The sequence below is a fragment of the Deinococcus roseus genome (assembly GCF_014646895.1).
Classification (GTDB): domain Bacteria; phylum Deinococcota; class Deinococci; order Deinococcales; family Deinococcaceae; genus Deinococcus_C; species Deinococcus_C roseus.
Window position 1 is genome coordinate 470,550 of sequence record NZ_BMOD01000001.1, and the last position, 17,002, is coordinate 487,551.

General features: G+C 54.7%; 20 protein-coding genes and 1 tRNA gene. 11 read left to right on the forward strand and 10 right to left on the reverse strand.

Annotated elements, in window-relative coordinates:
* Positions 1 to 27: 27 nt before the first annotated feature.
* A complete protein-coding gene (locus IEY52_RS02180) occupies positions 28 to 1,131 on the reverse strand; it encodes a GGDEF domain-containing protein (RefSeq protein ID WP_188999131.1) in 1,104 nt (367 codons plus the stop codon).
* A gap of 89 nt (positions 1,132 to 1,220) precedes the next feature.
* Here IEY52_RS02180 and rlmB point away from each other — a divergent pair, with 89 nt between their 5' ends.
* Together rlmB and IEY52_RS02190 are read left to right on the forward strand one after the other, a co-directional pair.
* A complete protein-coding gene (rlmB, locus tag IEY52_RS02185; RefSeq protein ID WP_188999134.1) occupies positions 1,221 to 1,934 on the forward strand; it encodes a 23S rRNA (guanosine(2251)-2'-O)-methyltransferase RlmB in 714 nt (237 codons plus the stop codon).
* A 63-nt stretch (positions 1,935 to 1,997) separates the two neighbouring features.
* A complete protein-coding gene (locus IEY52_RS02190; RefSeq protein ID WP_188999137.1) occupies positions 1,998 to 2,948 on the forward strand; it encodes an ion channel in 951 nt (316 codons plus the stop codon).
* Positions 2,949 to 2,952: 4 nt separating this feature from the next.
* Here IEY52_RS02190 and IEY52_RS02195 read toward each other — a convergent pair whose 3' ends face one another.
* From IEY52_RS02195 to IEY52_RS02225, 7 genes are all read right to left on the reverse strand, one after another.
* Positions 2,953 to 3,393, reverse strand: a complete 441-nt coding sequence (locus IEY52_RS02195) for a hypothetical protein (RefSeq protein WP_188999140.1) — start codon at positions 3,391 to 3,393, stop codon at positions 2,953 to 2,955.
* A 24-nt stretch (positions 3,394 to 3,417) separates the two neighbouring features.
* On the reverse strand, positions 3,418 to 3,930 hold the full coding sequence (locus IEY52_RS02200; RefSeq protein ID WP_188999143.1) for a DinB family protein: 513 nt from the start codon (positions 3,928 to 3,930) through the stop codon (positions 3,418 to 3,420).
* 55 nt (positions 3,931 to 3,985) lie between these two features.
* Positions 3,986 to 4,918, reverse strand: a complete 933-nt coding sequence (locus tag IEY52_RS02205) for an endonuclease/exonuclease/phosphatase family protein (RefSeq protein ID WP_188999146.1) — start codon at positions 4,916 to 4,918, stop codon at positions 3,986 to 3,988.
* Positions 4,919 to 5,067: 149 nt separating this feature from the next.
* Positions 5,068 to 6,705: a chaperonin GroEL gene (gene groL, locus IEY52_RS02210; protein WP_188999149.1), complete on the reverse strand. Its 1,638-nt coding sequence runs from the start codon at positions 6,703 to 6,705 to the stop codon at positions 5,068 to 5,070.
* A gap of 57 nt (positions 6,706 to 6,762) precedes the next feature.
* On the reverse strand, positions 6,763 to 7,047 hold the full coding sequence (gene groES / locus IEY52_RS02215; protein WP_188999153.1) for a co-chaperone GroES: 285 nt from the start codon (positions 7,045 to 7,047) through the stop codon (positions 6,763 to 6,765).
* A gap of 203 nt (positions 7,048 to 7,250) precedes the next feature.
* On the reverse strand, positions 7,251 to 7,682 hold the full coding sequence (locus tag IEY52_RS02220) for an SRPBCC family protein (protein ID WP_188999155.1): 432 nt from the start codon (positions 7,680 to 7,682) through the stop codon (positions 7,251 to 7,253).
* 45 nt (positions 7,683 to 7,727) lie between these two features.
* Positions 7,728 to 8,486, reverse strand: a complete 759-nt coding sequence (locus tag IEY52_RS02225; protein ID WP_188999158.1) for a TatD family hydrolase — start codon at positions 8,484 to 8,486, stop codon at positions 7,728 to 7,730.
* A 120-nt stretch (positions 8,487 to 8,606) separates the two neighbouring features.
* Between IEY52_RS02225 and IEY52_RS02230 the strand changes: the two genes are divergently transcribed.
* From IEY52_RS02230 to IEY52_RS02250, 5 genes are all read left to right on the forward strand, one after another.
* Positions 8,607 to 9,629: a serine hydrolase domain-containing protein gene (locus IEY52_RS02230; RefSeq protein WP_188999160.1), complete on the forward strand. Its 1,023-nt coding sequence runs from the start codon at positions 8,607 to 8,609 to the stop codon at positions 9,627 to 9,629.
* A 234-nt stretch (positions 9,630 to 9,863) separates the two neighbouring features.
* A complete protein-coding gene (locus IEY52_RS02235; RefSeq protein WP_188999164.1) occupies positions 9,864 to 10,436 on the forward strand; it encodes a hypothetical protein in 573 nt (190 codons plus the stop codon).
* Entirely contained in the window at positions 10,433 to 11,314 is an 882-nt protein-coding gene (locus IEY52_RS02240; protein ID WP_188999166.1) for an LptA/OstA family protein, read from the forward strand. Before IEY52_RS02235 ends, IEY52_RS02240 begins: the two co-directional genes overlap by 4 nt.
* A gap of 59 nt (positions 11,315 to 11,373) precedes the next feature.
* Positions 11,374 to 12,165, forward strand: a complete 792-nt coding sequence (locus tag IEY52_RS02245) for an LptA/OstA family protein (RefSeq protein ID WP_188999169.1) — start codon at positions 11,374 to 11,376, stop codon at positions 12,163 to 12,165.
* Between the two features lie 48 nt (positions 12,166 to 12,213).
* Positions 12,214 to 12,765 carry a hypothetical protein gene (locus tag IEY52_RS02250; protein ID WP_188999172.1) on the forward strand — a complete coding sequence of 184 codons (552 nt, stop codon included), beginning with the start codon at positions 12,214 to 12,216 and terminating at the stop codon, positions 12,763 to 12,765.
* A 46-nt stretch (positions 12,766 to 12,811) separates the two neighbouring features.
* On the opposite strand, the gene IEY52_RS02255 is transcribed toward IEY52_RS02250, so the two are convergent.
* Positions 12,812 to 12,886 (reverse strand) — tRNA-Val (locus IEY52_RS02255).
* 226 nt (positions 12,887 to 13,112) lie between these two features.
* Between IEY52_RS02255 and IEY52_RS02260 the strand changes: the two genes are divergently transcribed.
* From IEY52_RS02260 to IEY52_RS02275, 4 genes are all read left to right on the forward strand, one after another.
* Entirely contained in the window at positions 13,113 to 13,847 is a 735-nt protein-coding gene (locus tag IEY52_RS02260; RefSeq protein ID WP_188999175.1) for a metal ABC transporter ATP-binding protein, read from the forward strand.
* Between the two features lie 15 nt (positions 13,848 to 13,862).
* A complete protein-coding gene (locus IEY52_RS02265; RefSeq protein WP_188999177.1) occupies positions 13,863 to 14,678 on the forward strand; it encodes a metal ABC transporter permease in 816 nt (271 codons plus the stop codon).
* A 36-nt stretch (positions 14,679 to 14,714) separates the two neighbouring features.
* Positions 14,715 to 15,170: an RrF2 family transcriptional regulator gene (locus IEY52_RS02270; RefSeq protein WP_188999180.1), complete on the forward strand. Its 456-nt coding sequence runs from the start codon at positions 14,715 to 14,717 to the stop codon at positions 15,168 to 15,170.
* A 267-nt stretch (positions 15,171 to 15,437) separates the two neighbouring features.
* Positions 15,438 to 16,496, forward strand: coding sequence for a nitrogen regulation protein NR(II) (locus tag IEY52_RS02275; RefSeq protein ID WP_188999183.1), 1,059 nt, complete (start codon positions 15,438 to 15,440; stop codon positions 16,494 to 16,496).
* A 54-nt stretch (positions 16,497 to 16,550) separates the two neighbouring features.
* On the opposite strand, the gene IEY52_RS02280 is transcribed toward IEY52_RS02275, so the two are convergent.
* Positions 16,551 to 16,979, reverse strand: a complete 429-nt coding sequence (locus tag IEY52_RS02280) for a hypothetical protein (protein ID WP_188999186.1) — start codon at positions 16,977 to 16,979, stop codon at positions 16,551 to 16,553.
* Between the last annotated feature and the right edge of the window lie 23 nt (positions 16,980 to 17,002).

The following is a 17,002-nucleotide window of genomic DNA, read 5'->3' on the forward strand; positions in this document are numbered from 1 at the left end:
GAAGGGTCATGGGGCGCATCCGGGGATTCAATTCAGGGTTTTCGCTGGGCGGTTGTGGGGGTAACTGCTGCCCCGCTGGATGTCCTGCAACTGGGGCATGGTCTTGTTGCGTCCTGCGGCTTTGGCCTGATAGAGCGCCTGATCTGCCCGCTGAATCAGGGACTGGATGGAATCCAGAGGGGCCAGTTCGGAAACACCCACACTGATGGTCACGCTGCCCACCTTCTTGAACTTGATGGAACGCATCACCACATGGATGAATTCTGCCACCTGCCAGGCCCGGTGCAAATCCATCTCGGGCAGGATCACCAGAAATTCCTCGCCTCCCCAGCGGCCAGCAATGGCGTTTTTGGGCAGGTGGAGGTGCAAAACTTCGGCGAAACCCTTGAGGATGATGTCCCCGGTGGCATGCCCGAACAGGTCATTGATCTGCTTGAAGTGGTCGAGGTCCAACAGCAGCAAAGACACCGTTTTGTCGTAACGCACGGCAAAACTGACCACCTCGTTGAGCTGGTCTTCCAGGTAACGGCGGTTGTACAGGCCAGTCAGGGCATCGCTGTTGGCTTCCCGGTAGGCCAGCACGTATTTGTCCTTGATCAGGATCACGTATCTGGACATCATGATGGTCACCACCGAAGCCACATAAAAATGAATCAGCCAGGCCATCTGGCTGGGATCGATTCTGGAGAGGGTTCCCAGGTGCACCACCAGACTGAACAGGCTGAGCACCAGAAGCCCCAGGGCCAGACGGTGTGCGGTCTGGCTGGGATAAAGCACATAAATCACCATGTACTGCACGGGAAACCACAGGCTGAAGGCCAGAAACAGCGGCTGGGCTGTGCTCTGCTCAAAAAAACCATTCAGGCACAACAGCAGGTACAGTATCGTGGTGCCCAGGTAAATGTTCTTGATGATCGGGTAGGTTCTGGGGACCTGCCACACCACCACCGACAGAATCAGCCAGGCCATCAGCAAGAAAGGCAGGGTGACATGGTACAGCCAGGAATACTGGGCAATGGAAACCCAGTAAGCTGCGGTGCTTCCCAGAGCAGCAATGCCCAGGGTGGCCCGCATCAACTGCAGCTCCAACTGTTCGAATTGTCGGTCTAAATCCACATGGAGGTGGCGCATATCAGAGTGACTTTTTCATTTTACATGTTTTTGCTGCACTTTGTTTCACAGATTTTAACAAGCTGGAAAAGAAGACGTATACTGGCATAATGCTGATTTATGGAAGAAACCCAGTCTTTGAAGCCCTGCGCAACGGCGAGGTGCTGGAAGTGCTGGTGGCAAAAGGCATCGAGCCGCGCGTGGTGCGTGAACTGGAAGAATACAACCTCCCCCTCAAGTTCATTCCCCGCATCGAAATGGACCAGATGGTGGGCTCCACCCAGCACCAGGGCCTGATTGCCGAAGTGGCAGATTTGCACTTCAGTGAAGTGGATGACATTCTGGATCTGGCCGAGCAGAAGGGCGAACAGGTGTTGATGGTTTTGCTGGACGGCATCACCGACCCCAGAAACTTTGGGGCCATCATCCGCAGCGCTGAAGTGCTGGGTGCCCATGGTGTGGTGGTGGAAGAACGCCGCAGTGCTCCCCTCTCTGCCGTGGTGGCCAAGACCGCCGCAGGAGCCACCGCGTACCTGCCCATTGCCCAGGTGAAAAACATGGCCCGCTTCATCGACCAGCTCAAAGAGCATGGCGTGTGGGTGTACGGCGCAGCAGGAGAAGCCCGCATGAACATCACCCAGGTGGATTATGACCGCCCGCTGGCCCTGGTGATTGGTTCTGAGGGGGACGGAATGCGCCGTCTGGTGCGTGACAAATGCGACGAACTGGTGTCCATTCCCATCCAGGGCAAAATCCAGAGCCTGAATGCCAGTGTGGCCGCCAGCATCCTGATCTATCAGGCCGTTCAGTCCAGAGGCAAGTAACCCGTTTTGATGGCTTGCCCAGGTTCAATGTGAATCTGGGTTTTTTGTTCCAGAGGATGACCCATGACCGAAAGCGAACAGACTTTACACCCCACCATGCCTGCAGAAGACCTGGGCATTGGATCCGTGCAGGCCCAGAGAACCGAGCGTTTCCTCACCCGGGATGGACGGTTCAACACAAAACGCATCGGTCTGGGTTTTCTGAGCAGCCTGAGCCCTTTTCATTTGTTGCTGTCTTTGAGCTGGGGAAAATTCTTTGCCCTGGTGGGAAGCCTCTTTGTGGGACTCAATGTGCTGTTTGCCTTTTTCTACATGGTGTGCGGAACAGATGCCCTGCAGATGACCACCGAACACCCCATCGAAAACACTTTCTGGCGGGCTTTTTTCTTCAGCATCGAGACTTTCTCCACCATTGGGTACGGGCACATCGCACCCACCACCCTGGCAGCGCATCTGGTGTCCAGCATTGAGGCTTTTACAGGCTTGCTGGGAGCCGCACTGATCACAGGCGTGCTGTTTGCCCGGTTCTCCCGACCCACCACCCGCATCCTCTGGAGCAACAATGCCATCTTTGCACCTTACAGAGGTGGGCAGGGCCTGATGGTCCGCATGACCAACGGGGCACACAACGAACTGATCGAACTGGACGTTCAGGTGGTGCTGGTGCAATTTGAAGGGGTCAATGGGCAGCGCACACGTCGCTTTTATCCTCTCAAACTGGAAAGGAATCAGGTGGAGTTTTTCTCCCTGGCCTGGACCATTGTGCACCCCATAGACGAAGAAAGCCCTCTGTGGGGTCACAGTGAGGCCGAATTGCAGGCCAGAGACATCGAACTGCTGGTGGTGGTCCACGGCACCGACGACATGCTGGCCCAGCACATCCATGCCCGGGCCTCCTACAAAACCGAGGATTTCCGCTGGAACGTGAAATTTGCCAGCATCTATGTGCCCAACGACCACGGCGCAGTGGCCATTGATGTGCGCAAGCTCAGCGAGTTGGAAGAGGTGCGCTGAGCAATCAGTAAGCCCCGTACCGCAAAAACTCCCGCATTTTGAAAGCACAGGTGTCATCGCTGGTGATTCGAGCACTGCCCGTGATGGTCCTGAGCTTGCCCCCTTCAGAAAGGTACACCTGGGTCACGTAATACCCCTTGCCCTGGCTGTTCATGGTGTAAACAGCCATCACGGCCCACTGGTTCAGACGTGAAGTGGATTCTGTGGACACATCTTTCATTTTCTGCTGTTCCAGTGCAGACTTCAGTTTGCGACCAAATGCGTCTGCATCTTCACGGGTGGCCAGCGGCTCGAAGGGTTTGGTGTGTTGTGTCTCCCTCAGCAAACAGGACGAACCTTCACTGACCCAGACGGTGGGGGTCAGTGAGGTCCAGCCCTCCAGAGGCACATTGATGGCAGAAGCTGTGGAAAGCAGCAGAAGTCCAGTCCAGACCAGGCGTTTCATCTGCACCAAGGTACCACAGCAGAATTAATCTTTTTTGAGCGCCAGACGGATGTGCTCCAGGTGATGTCTGACATGCCATTCGTGTTTGCTGATCAGCCTCCAGATGGCCTGCTTGCCTTCTTCCGGGTGAATGAATTCCCGTTGCAGTTCAGGCATCGACACATGCTTCAGGAGGTGCAACCAGCGGTCATTGACGGCCTTGAATTGGTGCACAGCCACATCAACAGGCAAATTGTAATCCTGCAGGGCAGCCCACAACTCCTGAGGAAAAGGCTGAATGGTCGGGACATCCAGGGTCAAACCAAAACGGAAACGGTTGAACCCCTGGTCATGCGCATCGGCAATGTGAAACGCCAGTTGCCGGACGGTAAAACTGCCCTCCCGGTACTGCCTGTGCAGGTCCTGCTCGGTGAGGGGGCAGACCAGGTCATGGAAATCTCTGGAGAACCCCTGGAAAAGCTGTACATACTGGTCCAGAAGTTCCTTGGACAGTGCATCGGGGATGGATAATTTACCAACAGGGTATTGTTTGTCCATAGGTCATGGTAGCAGGAGCAGCGTGAAAAAGATCAGGGGGATGGGTCAGGGTTGCTCAGAACTGCAGGTCCGTGACCACAGGCAGGTGGTCTGACCCCGTACTTTCCTCCACCCAGGTTTTGCGGGCAACAAGGTCTGGAGAGGTCCAGATGTGGTCGATCCTCAGCACTTTGAAAGAGGCATTCCAGGTGTGTCCAAAACCCAATCCTGAATGTGCAAAAGCATTGTCAAGTTGATTTTCAAGCTGGCGGTACAGGGGTCCCAGAGGGGGCATGTTGAAATCACCACAGGCCAGAAAAAGCCGGTTTTGTTGTTTTGCATTGTTGTGGGCTTCCAGCAGAACATTCACCCCTTCCTGGCGGACATGGCTGACCTTCTGGGCACGTTCATGCATTTTGTTCCCAAACTGGGGGTCCCAGGGGGCAGCATTCAGGCGGTGCCTGTCCAGGTGGGCTGTGACCATGTGCAGCGTTTTGCCCTGAACCTGCACGGTGGCTTCCAGCTCTATGTGAGGGGTGCTGGGAAACTCCAGTTTGCGCTTCTGCACCACAGGAAAACGGCTCAGGATGACCAGTTCATCCCCCTGTGCCATCTGCCAGCGAGGGTCCTGCTTCTGCAAAGCCGCAAACAATCTGGGACCAAAACTTTTGGCTTCCTGGACACACAGCAGGTCGGGTTTCACCTGATTCACTGTGGCCAGAATGGGCTTCATGCCTGCAATTCCTCCATGCAAGTTCCAGGTCATCACCCGGAGACTTGAAGAGGGCACTGGAGCAGGCCAGTGCAGTTGCAGGCCCATCAGCAGAAAAAGCCAGACCAGCACCACTGGAACCTGCATCAGCAAGACCCTCCAGCGCTTTTTGAACAGTGCCCACAACACCACCAGCACGGTGGGAATGATGTAAACATGCTGGGGGATGGAAGCCAGAAAAGTGTAAACCCAGTGGGTTTCTGCACGGGTCTGGTGCAGGTACCACAGGATCAGCATGGGAAGTACATTCAGGAGCAAACCCAAAAACAGAAGCATTGATGTGTAAGATACACATGTTGTGTATGAATTGGGTGAACAACCCATTTGATCTTAACAACAAAAACCCTCCTCCAAGAAGGAGGAGGGTTGAAATCCCAGAAGGATTTTTAGAAGTCCATGCCACCCATGTCAGGGCCGCCAGCAGGAGCAGGAGCGCCTTTGGGCTCAGGCTTGTCGGCGATGATGGCTTCGGTGGTCAGCACCAGGCTGCCGATGGAAGCAGCATTCTGCAGTGCGGTGCGGGTCACTTTGGCGGGGTCTACGATGCCAGCGGCGATCATGTCGTCCACGAATTCACCGGTGGCGGCGTTGAAGCCGTAACGGGGTTCTTTGTTGTTCAGCACGGTGTTGACAATCACACTGCCTTCGAAGCCAGCGTTGAAGGCAATCTGGCGGGCGGGCTCTTCCAGGGCACGCAGCAGGATGCGAGCTCCAGTGGCTTCATCGCCCTGCAGGGTGTCAGCAAGTGCACGCACAGCGGGGATCACGCGCAGCAGGGTGGTGCCCCCACCGGACACGATGCCTTCTTCCACAGCACTGCGGGCGGTGGAAAGGGCGTCCTCGTAGCGGTGCTTCTTCTCTTTGAGTTCGGTTTCGGTGGCAGCACCCACACGGATCACAGCAACGCCGCCCGCCAGTTTGGCCAGACGCTCTTGCAGTTTTTCACGGGCGTAGTCGCTGTCGGTGCTGTCGAGTTCGGCCTTGATGGCATTCACGCGGGCATCGATTTCGACCTGTTTGCCATAACCATCAATGATGGTGGTGGTGTCCTTGGTGATGCGGACGCGTTTGGCGCGGCCCAGCATGTCCAGGGTGGTGCTTTCCAGCTTGTAGCCGAGTTCTTCGGAGATGACCACGCCGCCGGTCACAGCAGCGATGTCTTTCAGCATTTCTTTGCGGCGGTCACCAAAGCCGGGGGCTTTCACAGCGGCAATGTTGAGGGTTCCACGCAGTTTGTTCAGCACCAGGGTGGCCAGGGCTTCACCTTCGAGGTCTTCGGAGATGATCAGCAGGGGACGACCCGTCTGGGCAGCACGCTCCAGCACGGGCAGCAGGTCTTTCAGGGCAGAGATCTTCTTCTCATTGATGAGGATCAGGGCCTCTTCCAGAACAGCTTCCATGCTGTCAGGGCTGGTCACGAAGTAAGCAGAGATGTAGCCCTTGTCGAACTGCATGCCTTCCACAACGTCCACTTCGGTGGCCAGACCACGGGACTCCTCTACGGTGATCACGCCTTCTTTGCCCACGCGGTCCATGGCGTTGGCAATTTCTTTGCCAATTTCGGCGTCGTTGGCAGAAATGCCAGCCACTTCTTCGATGGCTTTGCTGTCTTCCACGGGCACGGCCAGACGCTGAATTTCTTCAACGGCAGCCACAACGGCTTTTTCAATGCCGCGTTTCAGGGCCAGAGGGTTGGCTCCGGCGACCACGTTGCGCAGGCCTTCTTTGATGATGGCCTGGCCCAACACGGTTGCGGTGGTGGTGCCGTCACCGGTGATGTCGTTGGTCTTGGAGGCCACTTCTTTGAGCAGTTGTGCGCCAATGTTCTCGAGTTTGTCGTCGAGTTCAATTTCTTTGGCCACGGTCACGCCGTCTTTGGTGATGGTGGGGCTGCCAAATTTCTTCTCGATCACCACGTTGCGACCACGGGGGCCAAGGGTCACTTTCACAGCGTTGGCCACAGCATTGACGCCGCGTTCCAGTGAACGGCGGGCCTGCTCATCAAAAATCAGTTGTTTGGGCATGGGTTACTCCTTTACAGCACAGAGAGAAGGTTCAGGATGAACTGAGACTCGAAACGCTTACTCAACGATGGCGAGGATGTCGCGCTCGTTCAGGATGGTGTATTCGGTGCCTTCAATTTCTAGGGTGGTGCCACCATATTTGGCGAAGACCACAACGTCCCCCTCTTTGACTTCCACGGGGACACGGGTGCCGTTGTCCAGGGTTTTGCCCTGGCCCACAGCCACGACTTTGCCGCGCACGGGCTTCTCTTTTGCACTGTCGGGAAGAACGATACCGCCACGGGTGGTGGGGGCGTCTTGCACCAATTCGATCACGACACGATCACCATAGGGTTTCAGCATGGGTGGAACCTCCAAAACAAATCTTTCTGTGAGTACGCTGGCTGTCTCTCACCTGAAAAAACCCACCGGACATGACCAGCGCATGACTCAGTTTTGCCTCAGGCTTGAGTGTCAACCAACTCCAGTAGCTATTATAACCTCACTCATTCATGTGTCAATAGCTTGAACACAAGATGTGAGTGCATTTCGCTCAAGTTTACTGATTAAGAACGGGCAGGAAGTTGCTGGTTCAATTTTTCCACAGCCTGACGGATGGTCTTCTCCACACCCTTGCCATAAGGCACCACATTGGACAGCAGCATCAGGCTCATGGAACGCGGTTGCAAGGACATCTGGTAATTGATTTCTGTCTGACCGCCCTGATACTCGAACTTGAACGTGGAACGTCCATTGAGGTCCCCTTCAATCAGCAGTTGCATTTCCCGGCCTGGACGCACATCCACCACCGTCAACATCAGGCGCAGACGGCCCCGCACCAGCATCACCTCTGCCCCGACATTTCCACCCTTGATCAGGGTGAATTCCCATCCTGCGGGCCACCACTGGTGGTAATTTTCAAAATCCATGAACGCCTCGTAGACCTTCTGAGGCGCAGATTCCACTTTGATGCGTTCTCCTGCTTCTACTTTCGCCATGTTGCACCCATCGTAGCGCAGATGAAGGGAAAGGGTGATCGGGGGTTATTGGATCTGGTACACCCGTCGGGCATTCTGCACGGTGATCTGCTCGAAGGCTGCTTCTGAAAGGTCCAGCAATTCTGCCAGAAACTGTAGGGTGTAACGGGTGTACCCTGGACGGTTGGATTTTCCACGGTGGGGCATGGGAGCCAGAAAAGGCGCGTCGGTTTCCACCAGAATGCGGTCCAGAGGCACGGCTTTTGCAGCCTCTCTGAGTTCATGGGCATTTTTATAGGTCACGTTTCCTGCGAAAGAGACATGGAAACCCAGCTCCAGACCCGCCTCAATCAGGCCCATGTGTCCGTTGCAGCAATGCAGAATCCCCTGGTTCCAGCCGGCATTCTTCAGAACCTCCGCACAATCCAGACTGGCCTGCTCCCGGTTCTGTTTGTCGCGGGTGTGAATGATGACCGGTCTGCTGGTGCGTCTGGCCCAGTCCAGTTGCCACTCGAAAGCCGCAATCTGCACTTCTTTTGGAGCCGCATCCCAGTAATAATCCAGTCCGGTCTCCCCCACTCCGACCACACTGGGATGCCTGCCCAGTTCTTCCAGGTCTGTTCGCACTTCTGGCGTGTCCTGTAAGGCATCCGTGGGATGGAGGCCCACCACCGTGGAAATCCGGGCATCCTGTTCACTGAGGGCAATCACCTTGCGGGCATGCTCGGGGTCTGCGCCAATCGCCACCACATGGGTGAGGCCCAGTTCATTCAGGGCCTGCAGGGGGTCTTCGAGGTAATCCAGATGGCAGTGGGTGTCAATCATCAGGGGTTCATTTTAAAGCAGGAAACAGCACAGGAGGGACATGCTGAACCTGAGAAGTTCACAGTAGACAGTTCACAGCAAACCCTGGAACTTCCAGACAAAATGCACCATCCAAGAAGCATGATTCGAAACTTGTTGAAGGATGTGTTGCTGTCACTCCCATTTGTGGCTTTGCTGGCTTCCCAGGGGCAGGCCCTGGACCTCAGAAACATTCAGGCTGCTGCCCTTTATTCCCAGAGCCACCGGGGCAGTGCTCTGCTGGTGCTGCAGGATGGAAAAGAGATCTTTGCAGAAGCCGAAAACCGCTTTGACCTTTCCAGAGAACACATCCTGGCCAGTGGCAGCAAGAGTTTTTCCTGCACCATCGCAGTAGCATTGCAAGCAGAGGGGAAACTGAAGCTGGATGAACCGGTCAGCCAGAGCGTTCAGGAATGGCAGCAAGATCCCCAGAAATCCAGCATCACCATCAGCCAGTTGCTGCATTTCACCAGTGGACTTCCGGGGAAAATTGGACCCAGCATCGTGCGCCTGAACAAGGACATGTATGGAACAGCCATTAACACACCGCTGGCTGCAGAGCCAGGGAAGGTGTTCATGTATGGAAATTCGCATCTGGCGGTTTTTGGAGAGGTGGTCAAGCGCAAGACCGGGCTGGATCCCGCCATATACCTGCAAAAGCACATCCTGGATCCCCTTGGGGTGAAAGCTTCATGGCAAAGGGACCAGAAAGGCAACCCCAATCTGGCAGGCAGTGCCAGCATGACCGCACGGGACTGGGCCACTTTTGGCCAGATGGTCCTGCAAAAAGGACAGTGGCATGGGAAACAGGTTCTTCCTGCACAAGAACTGCAAAAATGCTTTCAGGGCAGCGAGGCACTTTCCACTTATGGCCTGAACTGGTGGCTGAACGTCCCTTTCAATGGCACCCTGGATGCTGGCGATGAAGTGCCTGTGCAACTGGCAAAAGCAGGCAAAGACCAGCAGCAAATTGCCCCCAGTGCCCCTCAAAATGTGGTGATGGCCGCTGGAGCCTTCAACCAGCGCCTTTACCTGCTGCCAGACGAGCATGTTGTGGTGGTGCGCTTTGGAGAAGGTGGAGACTGGAGCGACGAGGCCTTCCTGAAACTGCTGCTGGGAAAATGAATCTGTAAAATCAAGTCAAAAACATCCTGCAACTGCACAGAACATGCAAAAAAGGATGTTTTCTTTGTTCCTGCATTGTGAGGTCAAACTTTGACCCAGTGAGCCGATTTTGAAAACAACAGCCTCCCACATTAACAAACCATTGTGGCAGGGGTTACGGTGAAAGACCCTTACCTGCACTTCACGCTTTTCATGTCCTGATCAAGGACACTACTTATCGGAGGTCAAAACATCTTGCTACGCTATGCTTCCTGGGCATTCCTGGGGTTGTTGTTGCTGGGTCTGGTTCTGGCTTTGTTGCCCAGTCCTGCTGTACAGGCCGCTCAGGGGGTCAAACTGATTGGGGTCAGCATGAAGCTGTACCCGCAACAGGACCCTGACGCCGTATGGGAATTCCAGAGCAACACCATTCAGTACGATCCCATCGAGGGAAAGTCCGTTCTGAATGGCACCCAGAGCGGGAAACGCATGGTCAAAGGCACGCTGGACATGACCATCACTGCACCGGGAATTGAAATTGATCGGACAGATAACTTGCACATGAAAGAAGCTGTCCTTAACATTCCTAAACAGTGCACCACACTGAAAATCCAGAAAGACGTCACGATTGACCAGGCCAGTGGTTTCTCGGGTCAGCGTGTGCAGTACCGTGCCGCCAACACGGACATGACTGCAGATGCCATCACCGCTCCTTTTGACCTTGGACCGGAAACCCAGATGACCAAACCCAAACTCGTGAGCGATCTGGACGCACCTGAAAAATGCGTGCACGGTGAAATCGTAGAAAAACCGGAGGATGAAAAATGAAAAGAGCATGGATTGCCGTTGCCCTGCTGGGCGTGACTGCCCTGGCAGCAGACACCAAAGAACAGAGACTGCTGAAATTCGCTTCTGAGACCTTCAAAGGGGATGTCAGAAACGGACCCTACACCTTCACCGGAACCGAAAAAGAACCCGTGCAGGCCCAGGTCAGCAACCTGAAAATCACCAGCCTGAACGCTGTGTTCTCTGCCCCCTCGGGCAAAGCCATGACCGAAGCCGCTGGCCTGAGAACCGCTGAATTCACCAACACCGTGAAAGTCAGCCGTGGCCGTCTCTCCGCAGAAGGCCCCAGCCTCAGTTACTCCGAGGAGACCGGACAGGGCGTGCTGAAAGGCCCAGCCACCAGCGTCTTTGCCCCTGAAAAAGACGGCGATGATCCTGTGAACGTCAAGGCCAACCAGATGTCTTTCGATGTGGACACCAACATCTCCACCTCCACGGGCAAAGTCAGCCTGGTCAACGGACGCCAGACCGGAACCAGCGACAAACTGGTCTTCGATGAGAAGAAAGAACTGGGCATCCTGACCGGCAACGCCCAACTGGTCAAAAACCCCAAAGACGCCAAAGACAACAAACTGGTGATCACCGGAACCGAAGCCCGCGTGCTGACCAACGACAACAAGAAACTGCTGCTGGTCAAAGGCACCGTCAAACTCGTGGATGGAGACATCACCACCACCGGAACCACCGTGTACTACGATGACAAGGCCAACCGCGCCATTGTGATTGGTTCTCCTGCCAAGAGCTACAACGCCAAGAACAAGACCACCGTTTCGGGTGGTACGCTGGAGCAAAACACCGAGAAGAACACCGTGCGCATCTTCAAAGGCAACGTGGAATTCTCCGAGGCCCAGTTCAAGTAATCTGTAAGACCTCTCGCTTTCTTACATACCAGAAACCCGAAGCATGGAAGTGAACTGACATGAAACCCATCCAGCGCCTCACCTCCCTGCTTCTGTTTGTTGTCGGTGCAGCGGTCCTCGCCCAGGAAGAGGACACTGCGCCGACTTTCACGCTGGAACGCAAAGACAAAGTGATCATCATGAGCAAGCGCGGCCCGGACGAATCCGGTCTGGCGATCTTCTGCGATCAGGACCCCATCACCAAGGGCATTTTCTATGATCCCTCGGAAGAAGCCGTGGTGGCCACCATTGACGACAACCGCATCAAGGCCCCACTGGCTGTGATGGACAAGAAAGAAGGCGGGGACGGGCACCTGGAGATGTCCTCTGGCAAAGCCAATGAGGACGACGATGGAGACTGCCCCACCCTGGAGCCCCAGAGCACCGCAGGGGGCCTGAAAATCACCAAGGGCAAAACCCAGCTTTCCGGGGCCAAACTGGTCTACGACGAGAAAGACGGCCTTGCCAACATTGATGGTCCCATCACCTTCGAGCGCGAACAGAAAGACGGCAAACTGACCGGAACCAGTGAAAAACTGGTGGTGGATGTGGACAAGGACACCACCGTTTTAAAGGGCAACGTCAAACTGACCAGCGGCGAACGCACCAGCAGCGCCGATGAGGTCGAGTACAGCGAAAAGGACAATGTGGCGATCCTGAAAGGCACCGCCCAGAATCCTGCCCGGTCCACCAAGGGCAAAGAAGAACTGACCGCAGAGGTGATCCGCTACAACCTGGACACCAACGACGTGGTGGCAACCACCAAGAACAACTCCATCAAGGGGAAATTCGAGGATGAGGACAAAAAGTAAGGCAACAGAGCCAGATGTTGTTTTATCCCATCAAGCAAAAAGACAACTATGAATGATCAAAAAATACAAAAAATTCAGGAAATCTTGGATCCTCTCCTGGTCCAAATGCGAACTGATCATCCTTTAATCAGCAAGCTGGGTTCAGAGAATCTGGAATTTTTAACAAAAGCAGGCCTTCCTGTTGGGAGCAAGGTGCTTGATCTATTGAGTTCGGGCCTCTATTTCAGAGATCCAGACAATTTTCAAATTTTATCAATTCACAACAAAGAATTTATACGGTTTACAGGAGGAGATCATCGAGGAATAGGCTGTTTTCCCAAAAGTGACAAGGTGTACCTGGTATATCAGCTCATGGACGATACTATTGCCCATGGTCCTAAAATAAAATTGATCAATACAACTCTTGAAAATTTCATGTATTGTTTGGCTTTATACTTCGATGCCGCTACTGTAGAATCCAAGTATTCTTATCAGGATATGAAAAAAGAATTTCAACTGCTTGAACCTGACCTTCCCTTCAGAGAACCGGAAAGCTACTGGGATGATATGGATCACTTCTGGGACAATGCCATTCTTCGAGAACTGGGTGAAATCTATTGATCCAACAAATCAAAAACCCCTTCAGGAGAATCTGAAGGGGTTTTTCTGGTGGGCAGTGAGGGATTTGAACCCCCGACCCTCCGCTTGTAAGGCGGACGCTCTACCGCTGAGCTAACTGCCCGTGTTGCAAGCTCAAGTATTGTATTAAAGCTGCTCTGGTTCGTCAACCCCTGGAGCAGCAGAAGGCTGAAGGCAGAAAGCAGAAGGCAGAAAACAAACGGCCAGACCAGAGCTTTCTCCTCTGCCCCACCAGAAAAACCACCCAGCAAACCCACAAATTTACTCTTTTGATAAGTGTGTATCAATTCATATGCACTGCACCCGCCAGGGAGTACACTGTTTCCTTGATGCAGGAAGCGGCGATCGAAACCCAGGGGCTCCGTGTGCGTTTTGGCGACTTTGTGGCCCTGGACAACCTGACAATGCAAATTCCCAGCGGGTCTTTTCTGGCCGTGGTGGGTCCCAATGGTGCGGGCAAGAGCACCTTCATGAAAACCCTGCTGGGTCTGGTCACGCCAGAAAGCGGGCAGGTCAGGGTGCTGGGAAAACCTCCTGGAAGCACCCCCACCCAGATTGGTTATGTGCCCCAGATCAAAACCTTTGACCGTTCCTTTCCCGCCCTGGCAGTGGAACTGGTGCTGTCCGGGGTGCGGCGCGCCTGGCCTGGTCCTCTGAGGGCACCCGAACGCAAACTGGCCCTGGAAGCCCTGGAAAGGGTGGGAGCAGAGAGGCTGGCAGAGCGTGCACTGGGGCGGCTTTCTGGAGGAGAACTCCAGCGGGTTTACCTTGCCCGTGCGCTGGTTCGAAGGCCTGAGCTGATCCTGCTGGATGAACCCGCCACCGGGATTGACGCTCTGGGTGAAAAGGACATGTACCACATGCTGGAGGCTTATCGCAAGGAAAGCGGGGCCACCATCGCCATGATCACCCACGATTTTGATGTGGCCCGCTACCATGCCTCTTACGTGATCGTGATGAACCGGACGCTTTACGGGTGCGGTCATCCCTCCGCAGCGCTGTGTGAGGATTGCCTGTCCAGGGCTTACGGTCACGGCAAACACGACCACAAGAGGACCCTGTAAATGGAGCAACAGTAAATGGAACTCTTGCAGGATTTTCTGACCCTGCCCTTTTTGCAGCGCGCTCTGATGGCAGGCGTGGTGATTGGGCTGATGTGCGGGTATTACGGGGTTTTCATTGTGCAGCGTGGTCTGAGCTTTCTGGGTGATGGTCTGGCCCATGCGGCTTTTGGAGGGGTGGCCCTGGGATTGCTGCTGGGCTGGACACCGCTCTGGGTGGCTTTGCCCTTTACCGTGCTGGTCAGTCTGGGCATCACCTTCCTGCGTGAAAAGACAGAGTTGCAGGGAGACACCGCCATCGGGATTTTCTTTGCGGTTTCGGTGGCGCTGGGGGTGCTGTTTCTGGGCCTCAAGAAGGATTACACCGCAGATGCTTTCAGTTACCTGTTTGGCAGCATCCTGAGTGTGGGGACCACAGATCTGGTGGTGATTGGTGTGCTTTTGCTGGTCACGCTGGCCCTGATTCCAAAAACCTGGAAGCACCTTGCTTACAGCACCTTCGATCCAGAACTGGCCTCTTCAGATGGGGTGAACGTAAGGGGACTGAATTACTTTTTATCCGTGGTCATTGCGGTTACAGTGGTGGTGAGCGTCAAGGTGATCGGCATCGTGATGGTGGCGTCCTTTCTGGTGATCCCTGCCGCCTCGGCACGGCTGCGCAGCAGCACCCTCTACCAGATGACCCTGTGGTCTTCTGGACTGGCCGCACTCGCCAGTGTGGTGGGACTGCTGGCCTCCTACCTGATCAACGTTCCTTCCGGTTCGACCATCATTCTCGCTCAGGCGCTGTTTTTCATTCTGGCAGCGGTTCTCCCCAAAAAAACCCGTACTTGACGCACGGATTTTACGGGTTTAAGGTGGTATCAGATTATGTGGATCTCGACCAAAGCACAGTACGGGCTGCGTGCCCTGATTGAAATCGGCAAAACCCCTGCCCAGGCGGTTCCGCTCAAAGATGTTGCAGAGAAGCAGGACATCAGCCAGCACTACCTGGAGCAGATTGCCTCCAACCTGCGCCGTGCCGGTTTCATCCGCAGCGTGAGGGGTGCCCATGGAGGCTACAGGCTGTCCCGTGCCCCAAAAGACATCCGGGCCTGGGATGTGGTGGTGACCATGGAAGGCAGCCTTGCTCCGGTCAGTTGCCTGGAAGATTCCGATTCCTGCAGCAAAACCGGAAGCTGTGCCACCGAAACCCTGTGGAAACGTGTAGAAGATGCCGTTCGGGATGTGCTGTACAACACCACCCTGGAAGACCTGATCCGGGAAAACGTGCAAATGGAGCACAACAGGCTGGTTCAGCTTGAGCCCTTCTACGCACCGCAGTAAAACAAACCCCTGACTTTCAGACCAGAGACTTGAAGTTCTCTGGTTTTGCCATTTCAGCAAAGCTGAAACAGGCTGCTGATCGCTTCTTCCAGCAAAGTATGTTTTTGGTAAGGCATGATCTTTTATGCTGATTCACACGGGAGTAAACTGCTGTTATCGGCAGAAGTTGGTTGAAGGGATGTTGCATCCCGAAACCGGTCTTTCCCTGGCAGTTGGGTGAGGTCCCTTTGCCAGATCGGGTGTTCTCTTTCCCCTACAGAGGAGCGTATGGTCCTTCACTTGCTGTTGGTCAGTGCACTTGGAATGCTCGCCCTCCGTTACGCCGCCCAGCTTTATGTGCGCAGTTCTGGCACAACCCAGACCCACACCATTGCCAGCCTGTACGTGCTTTTTGCCTTCATGAACTTTCTGGTTTTCATCAGCCAGCATGCAGGAAATGAAGCGCTCCGGGCAGCCTGTCTGACCCTGTTTTTCATTGCCCTGCCCCAGTTCATTGCACGGGTGTCCCAGACCCTGGTGCAGACCTTCCAGTCCGTCTACCACAAGCACCCTGAGCAGATGCACACCATCACCTACGCAGCCATGTCCATGACCACTTTGCTGGCCGGTCTGAACATCCTGGGGGTGATGTTCACCGGAAAACTGGTGACCGATGGCAGCGGGCTTTTCATGAACATGTTTTATGGTCTGGGTTTGATTGGCTGGATCTGCATTTTCCTGATGGTGCAAGGGGTTCTCAACAGTTTTCCCCATCACCACAAATACGCCCTTTCCATGATGGTGGCTGTGGCCTTTGGTCCCATTCTGCTGGCCCCCATCATGTCTGGTTTTGTGCATGTCAATGATGCCCTGGTGCTGTTCCTGACCTTCACACCGGTGCTGCTGACCCTGACCTTGCTGGTGGACCGGGCAGGCCTCCTCAACCCGCCTTATTACATGCCAGAACGCGCCTTGCGTTTTGTGCCCAACCCGGTGATGGTGACAGACCCGGATGACCTGATCACCTGGATGAACGAGGAAGCCAAAAAGCTCGATGCTGCAGAAGTGGGCCGTCCTGCCCTCAGTGCGTTCTATTCCAGCGAGGACTTCGTCACCGACCAGAACCAGTGGGAGCCAGACCGGGAGTACCGTTATGTGCGGACCCGCTACAAGGAATACTTGCTGCGCAAGCAGCCCATCAACAGCAATGAAAACGAGCTGCTGGGTTACCTGTACACTGCACAGGAAGTCACCGTGGAGGACAAACTGGCCCAGCATTACCACGCCAGCAAGAATTACCATGTCTCCCCCATCAAACGGAATTATTCAGAGCAGCAGGATTCGTGAACCCTGCTGAACCCTGCTGAACCCTGCTGAACCCTGCTGAACCCTGCTGAACCCTCAGGCCCAGAACACCACCAGGGCATTGAGCAAACGCCTGAAATGCCCTGCATCTGTAAATCTGGACGCTCTGACATACCGCTGGTGCAACTGGTAATGGTGCAGGTCCTGCAGAATGCTCTGCACCACGGGTGTGTCCTCAAAGCAGCCTTCAAAACGGTAGCGGTTGTGGCCCAGGTCCTGCACAAAATGCTGCCCCTCGGCCCAGCCATAAACATGTGAATCAAAATCCAGCTGACCCTCTTTGAGGTTTGTGAAAAGGCTGGTGTAGTACAGCTCCATCAGGTTTGAAAAGTCCGTGCTGTTGTGGTTTTTGTTGATGTCCTCGTTGCGACCATAGGTGAATTCCAGATGCACCAGATGGCGAGGACTGCCCGGGTACGTTTCATCTTCAAGCAGGGTGGTGTCCAGCAGGTCAATGGAAAGCATGATGCCTGCAGTGTAAATCAGAA

Bases quoted from the DNA above. Each gene is read 5' to 3' on its own strand.
- IEY52_RS02240 (WP_188999166.1), top strand. From the start codon at position 10,433: ATGAAAAGAGCATGGATTGCCGTTGCCCTGCTGGGCGTGACTGCCCTG.
- IEY52_RS02265 (WP_188999177.1), top strand. From the start codon at position 13,863: ATGGAACTCTTGCAGGATTTTCTGACCCTGCCCTTTTTGCAGCGCGCT.
- IEY52_RS02200 (WP_188999143.1), bottom strand. From the start codon at position 3,930: ATGGACAAACAATACCCTGTTGGTAAATTATCCATCCCCGATGCACTG.
- IEY52_RS02225 (WP_188999158.1), bottom strand. From the start codon at position 8,486: ATGATTGACACCCACTGCCATCTGGATTACCTCGAAGACCCCCTGCAG.
- IEY52_RS02190 (WP_188999137.1), top strand. From the start codon at position 1,998: ATGACCGAAAGCGAACAGACTTTACACCCCACCATGCCTGCAGAAGAC.
- groES (WP_188999153.1), bottom strand. From the start codon at position 7,047: ATGCTGAAACCCTATGGTGATCGTGTCGTGATCGAATTGGTGCAAGAC.
- IEY52_RS02275 (WP_188999183.1), top strand. From the start codon at position 15,438: ATGGTCCTTCACTTGCTGTTGGTCAGTGCACTTGGAATGCTCGCCCTC.
- IEY52_RS02280 (WP_188999186.1), bottom strand. From the start codon at position 16,979: ATGCTTTCCATTGACCTGCTGGACACCACCCTGCTTGAAGATGAAACG.
- IEY52_RS02195 (WP_188999140.1), bottom strand. From the start codon at position 3,393: ATGAAACGCCTGGTCTGGACTGGACTTCTGCTGCTTTCCACAGCTTCT.
- IEY52_RS02205 (WP_188999146.1), bottom strand. From the start codon at position 4,918: ATGCTGATCCTGTGGTACCTGCACCAGACCCGTGCAGAAACCCACTGG.
- IEY52_RS02230 (WP_188999160.1), top strand. From the start codon at position 8,607: ATGATTCGAAACTTGTTGAAGGATGTGTTGCTGTCACTCCCATTTGTG.
- groL (WP_188999149.1), bottom strand. From the start codon at position 6,705: ATGCCCAAACAACTGATTTTTGATGAGCAGGCCCGCCGTTCACTGGAA.
- IEY52_RS02245 (WP_188999169.1), top strand. From the start codon at position 11,374: ATGAAACCCATCCAGCGCCTCACCTCCCTGCTTCTGTTTGTTGTCGGT.
- IEY52_RS02270 (WP_188999180.1), top strand. From the start codon at position 14,715: ATGTGGATCTCGACCAAAGCACAGTACGGGCTGCGTGCCCTGATTGAA.
- IEY52_RS02180 (WP_188999131.1), bottom strand. From the start codon at position 1,131: ATGCGCCACCTCCATGTGGATTTAGACCGACAATTCGAACAGTTGGAG.
- IEY52_RS02250 (WP_188999172.1), top strand. From the start codon at position 12,214: ATGAATGATCAAAAAATACAAAAAATTCAGGAAATCTTGGATCCTCTC.
- IEY52_RS02220 (WP_188999155.1), bottom strand. From the start codon at position 7,682: ATGGCGAAAGTAGAAGCAGGAGAACGCATCAAAGTGGAATCTGCGCCT.
- rlmB (WP_188999134.1), top strand. From the start codon at position 1,221: ATGCTGATTTATGGAAGAAACCCAGTCTTTGAAGCCCTGCGCAACGGC.
- IEY52_RS02260 (WP_188999175.1), top strand. From the start codon at position 13,113: ATGCAGGAAGCGGCGATCGAAACCCAGGGGCTCCGTGTGCGTTTTGGC.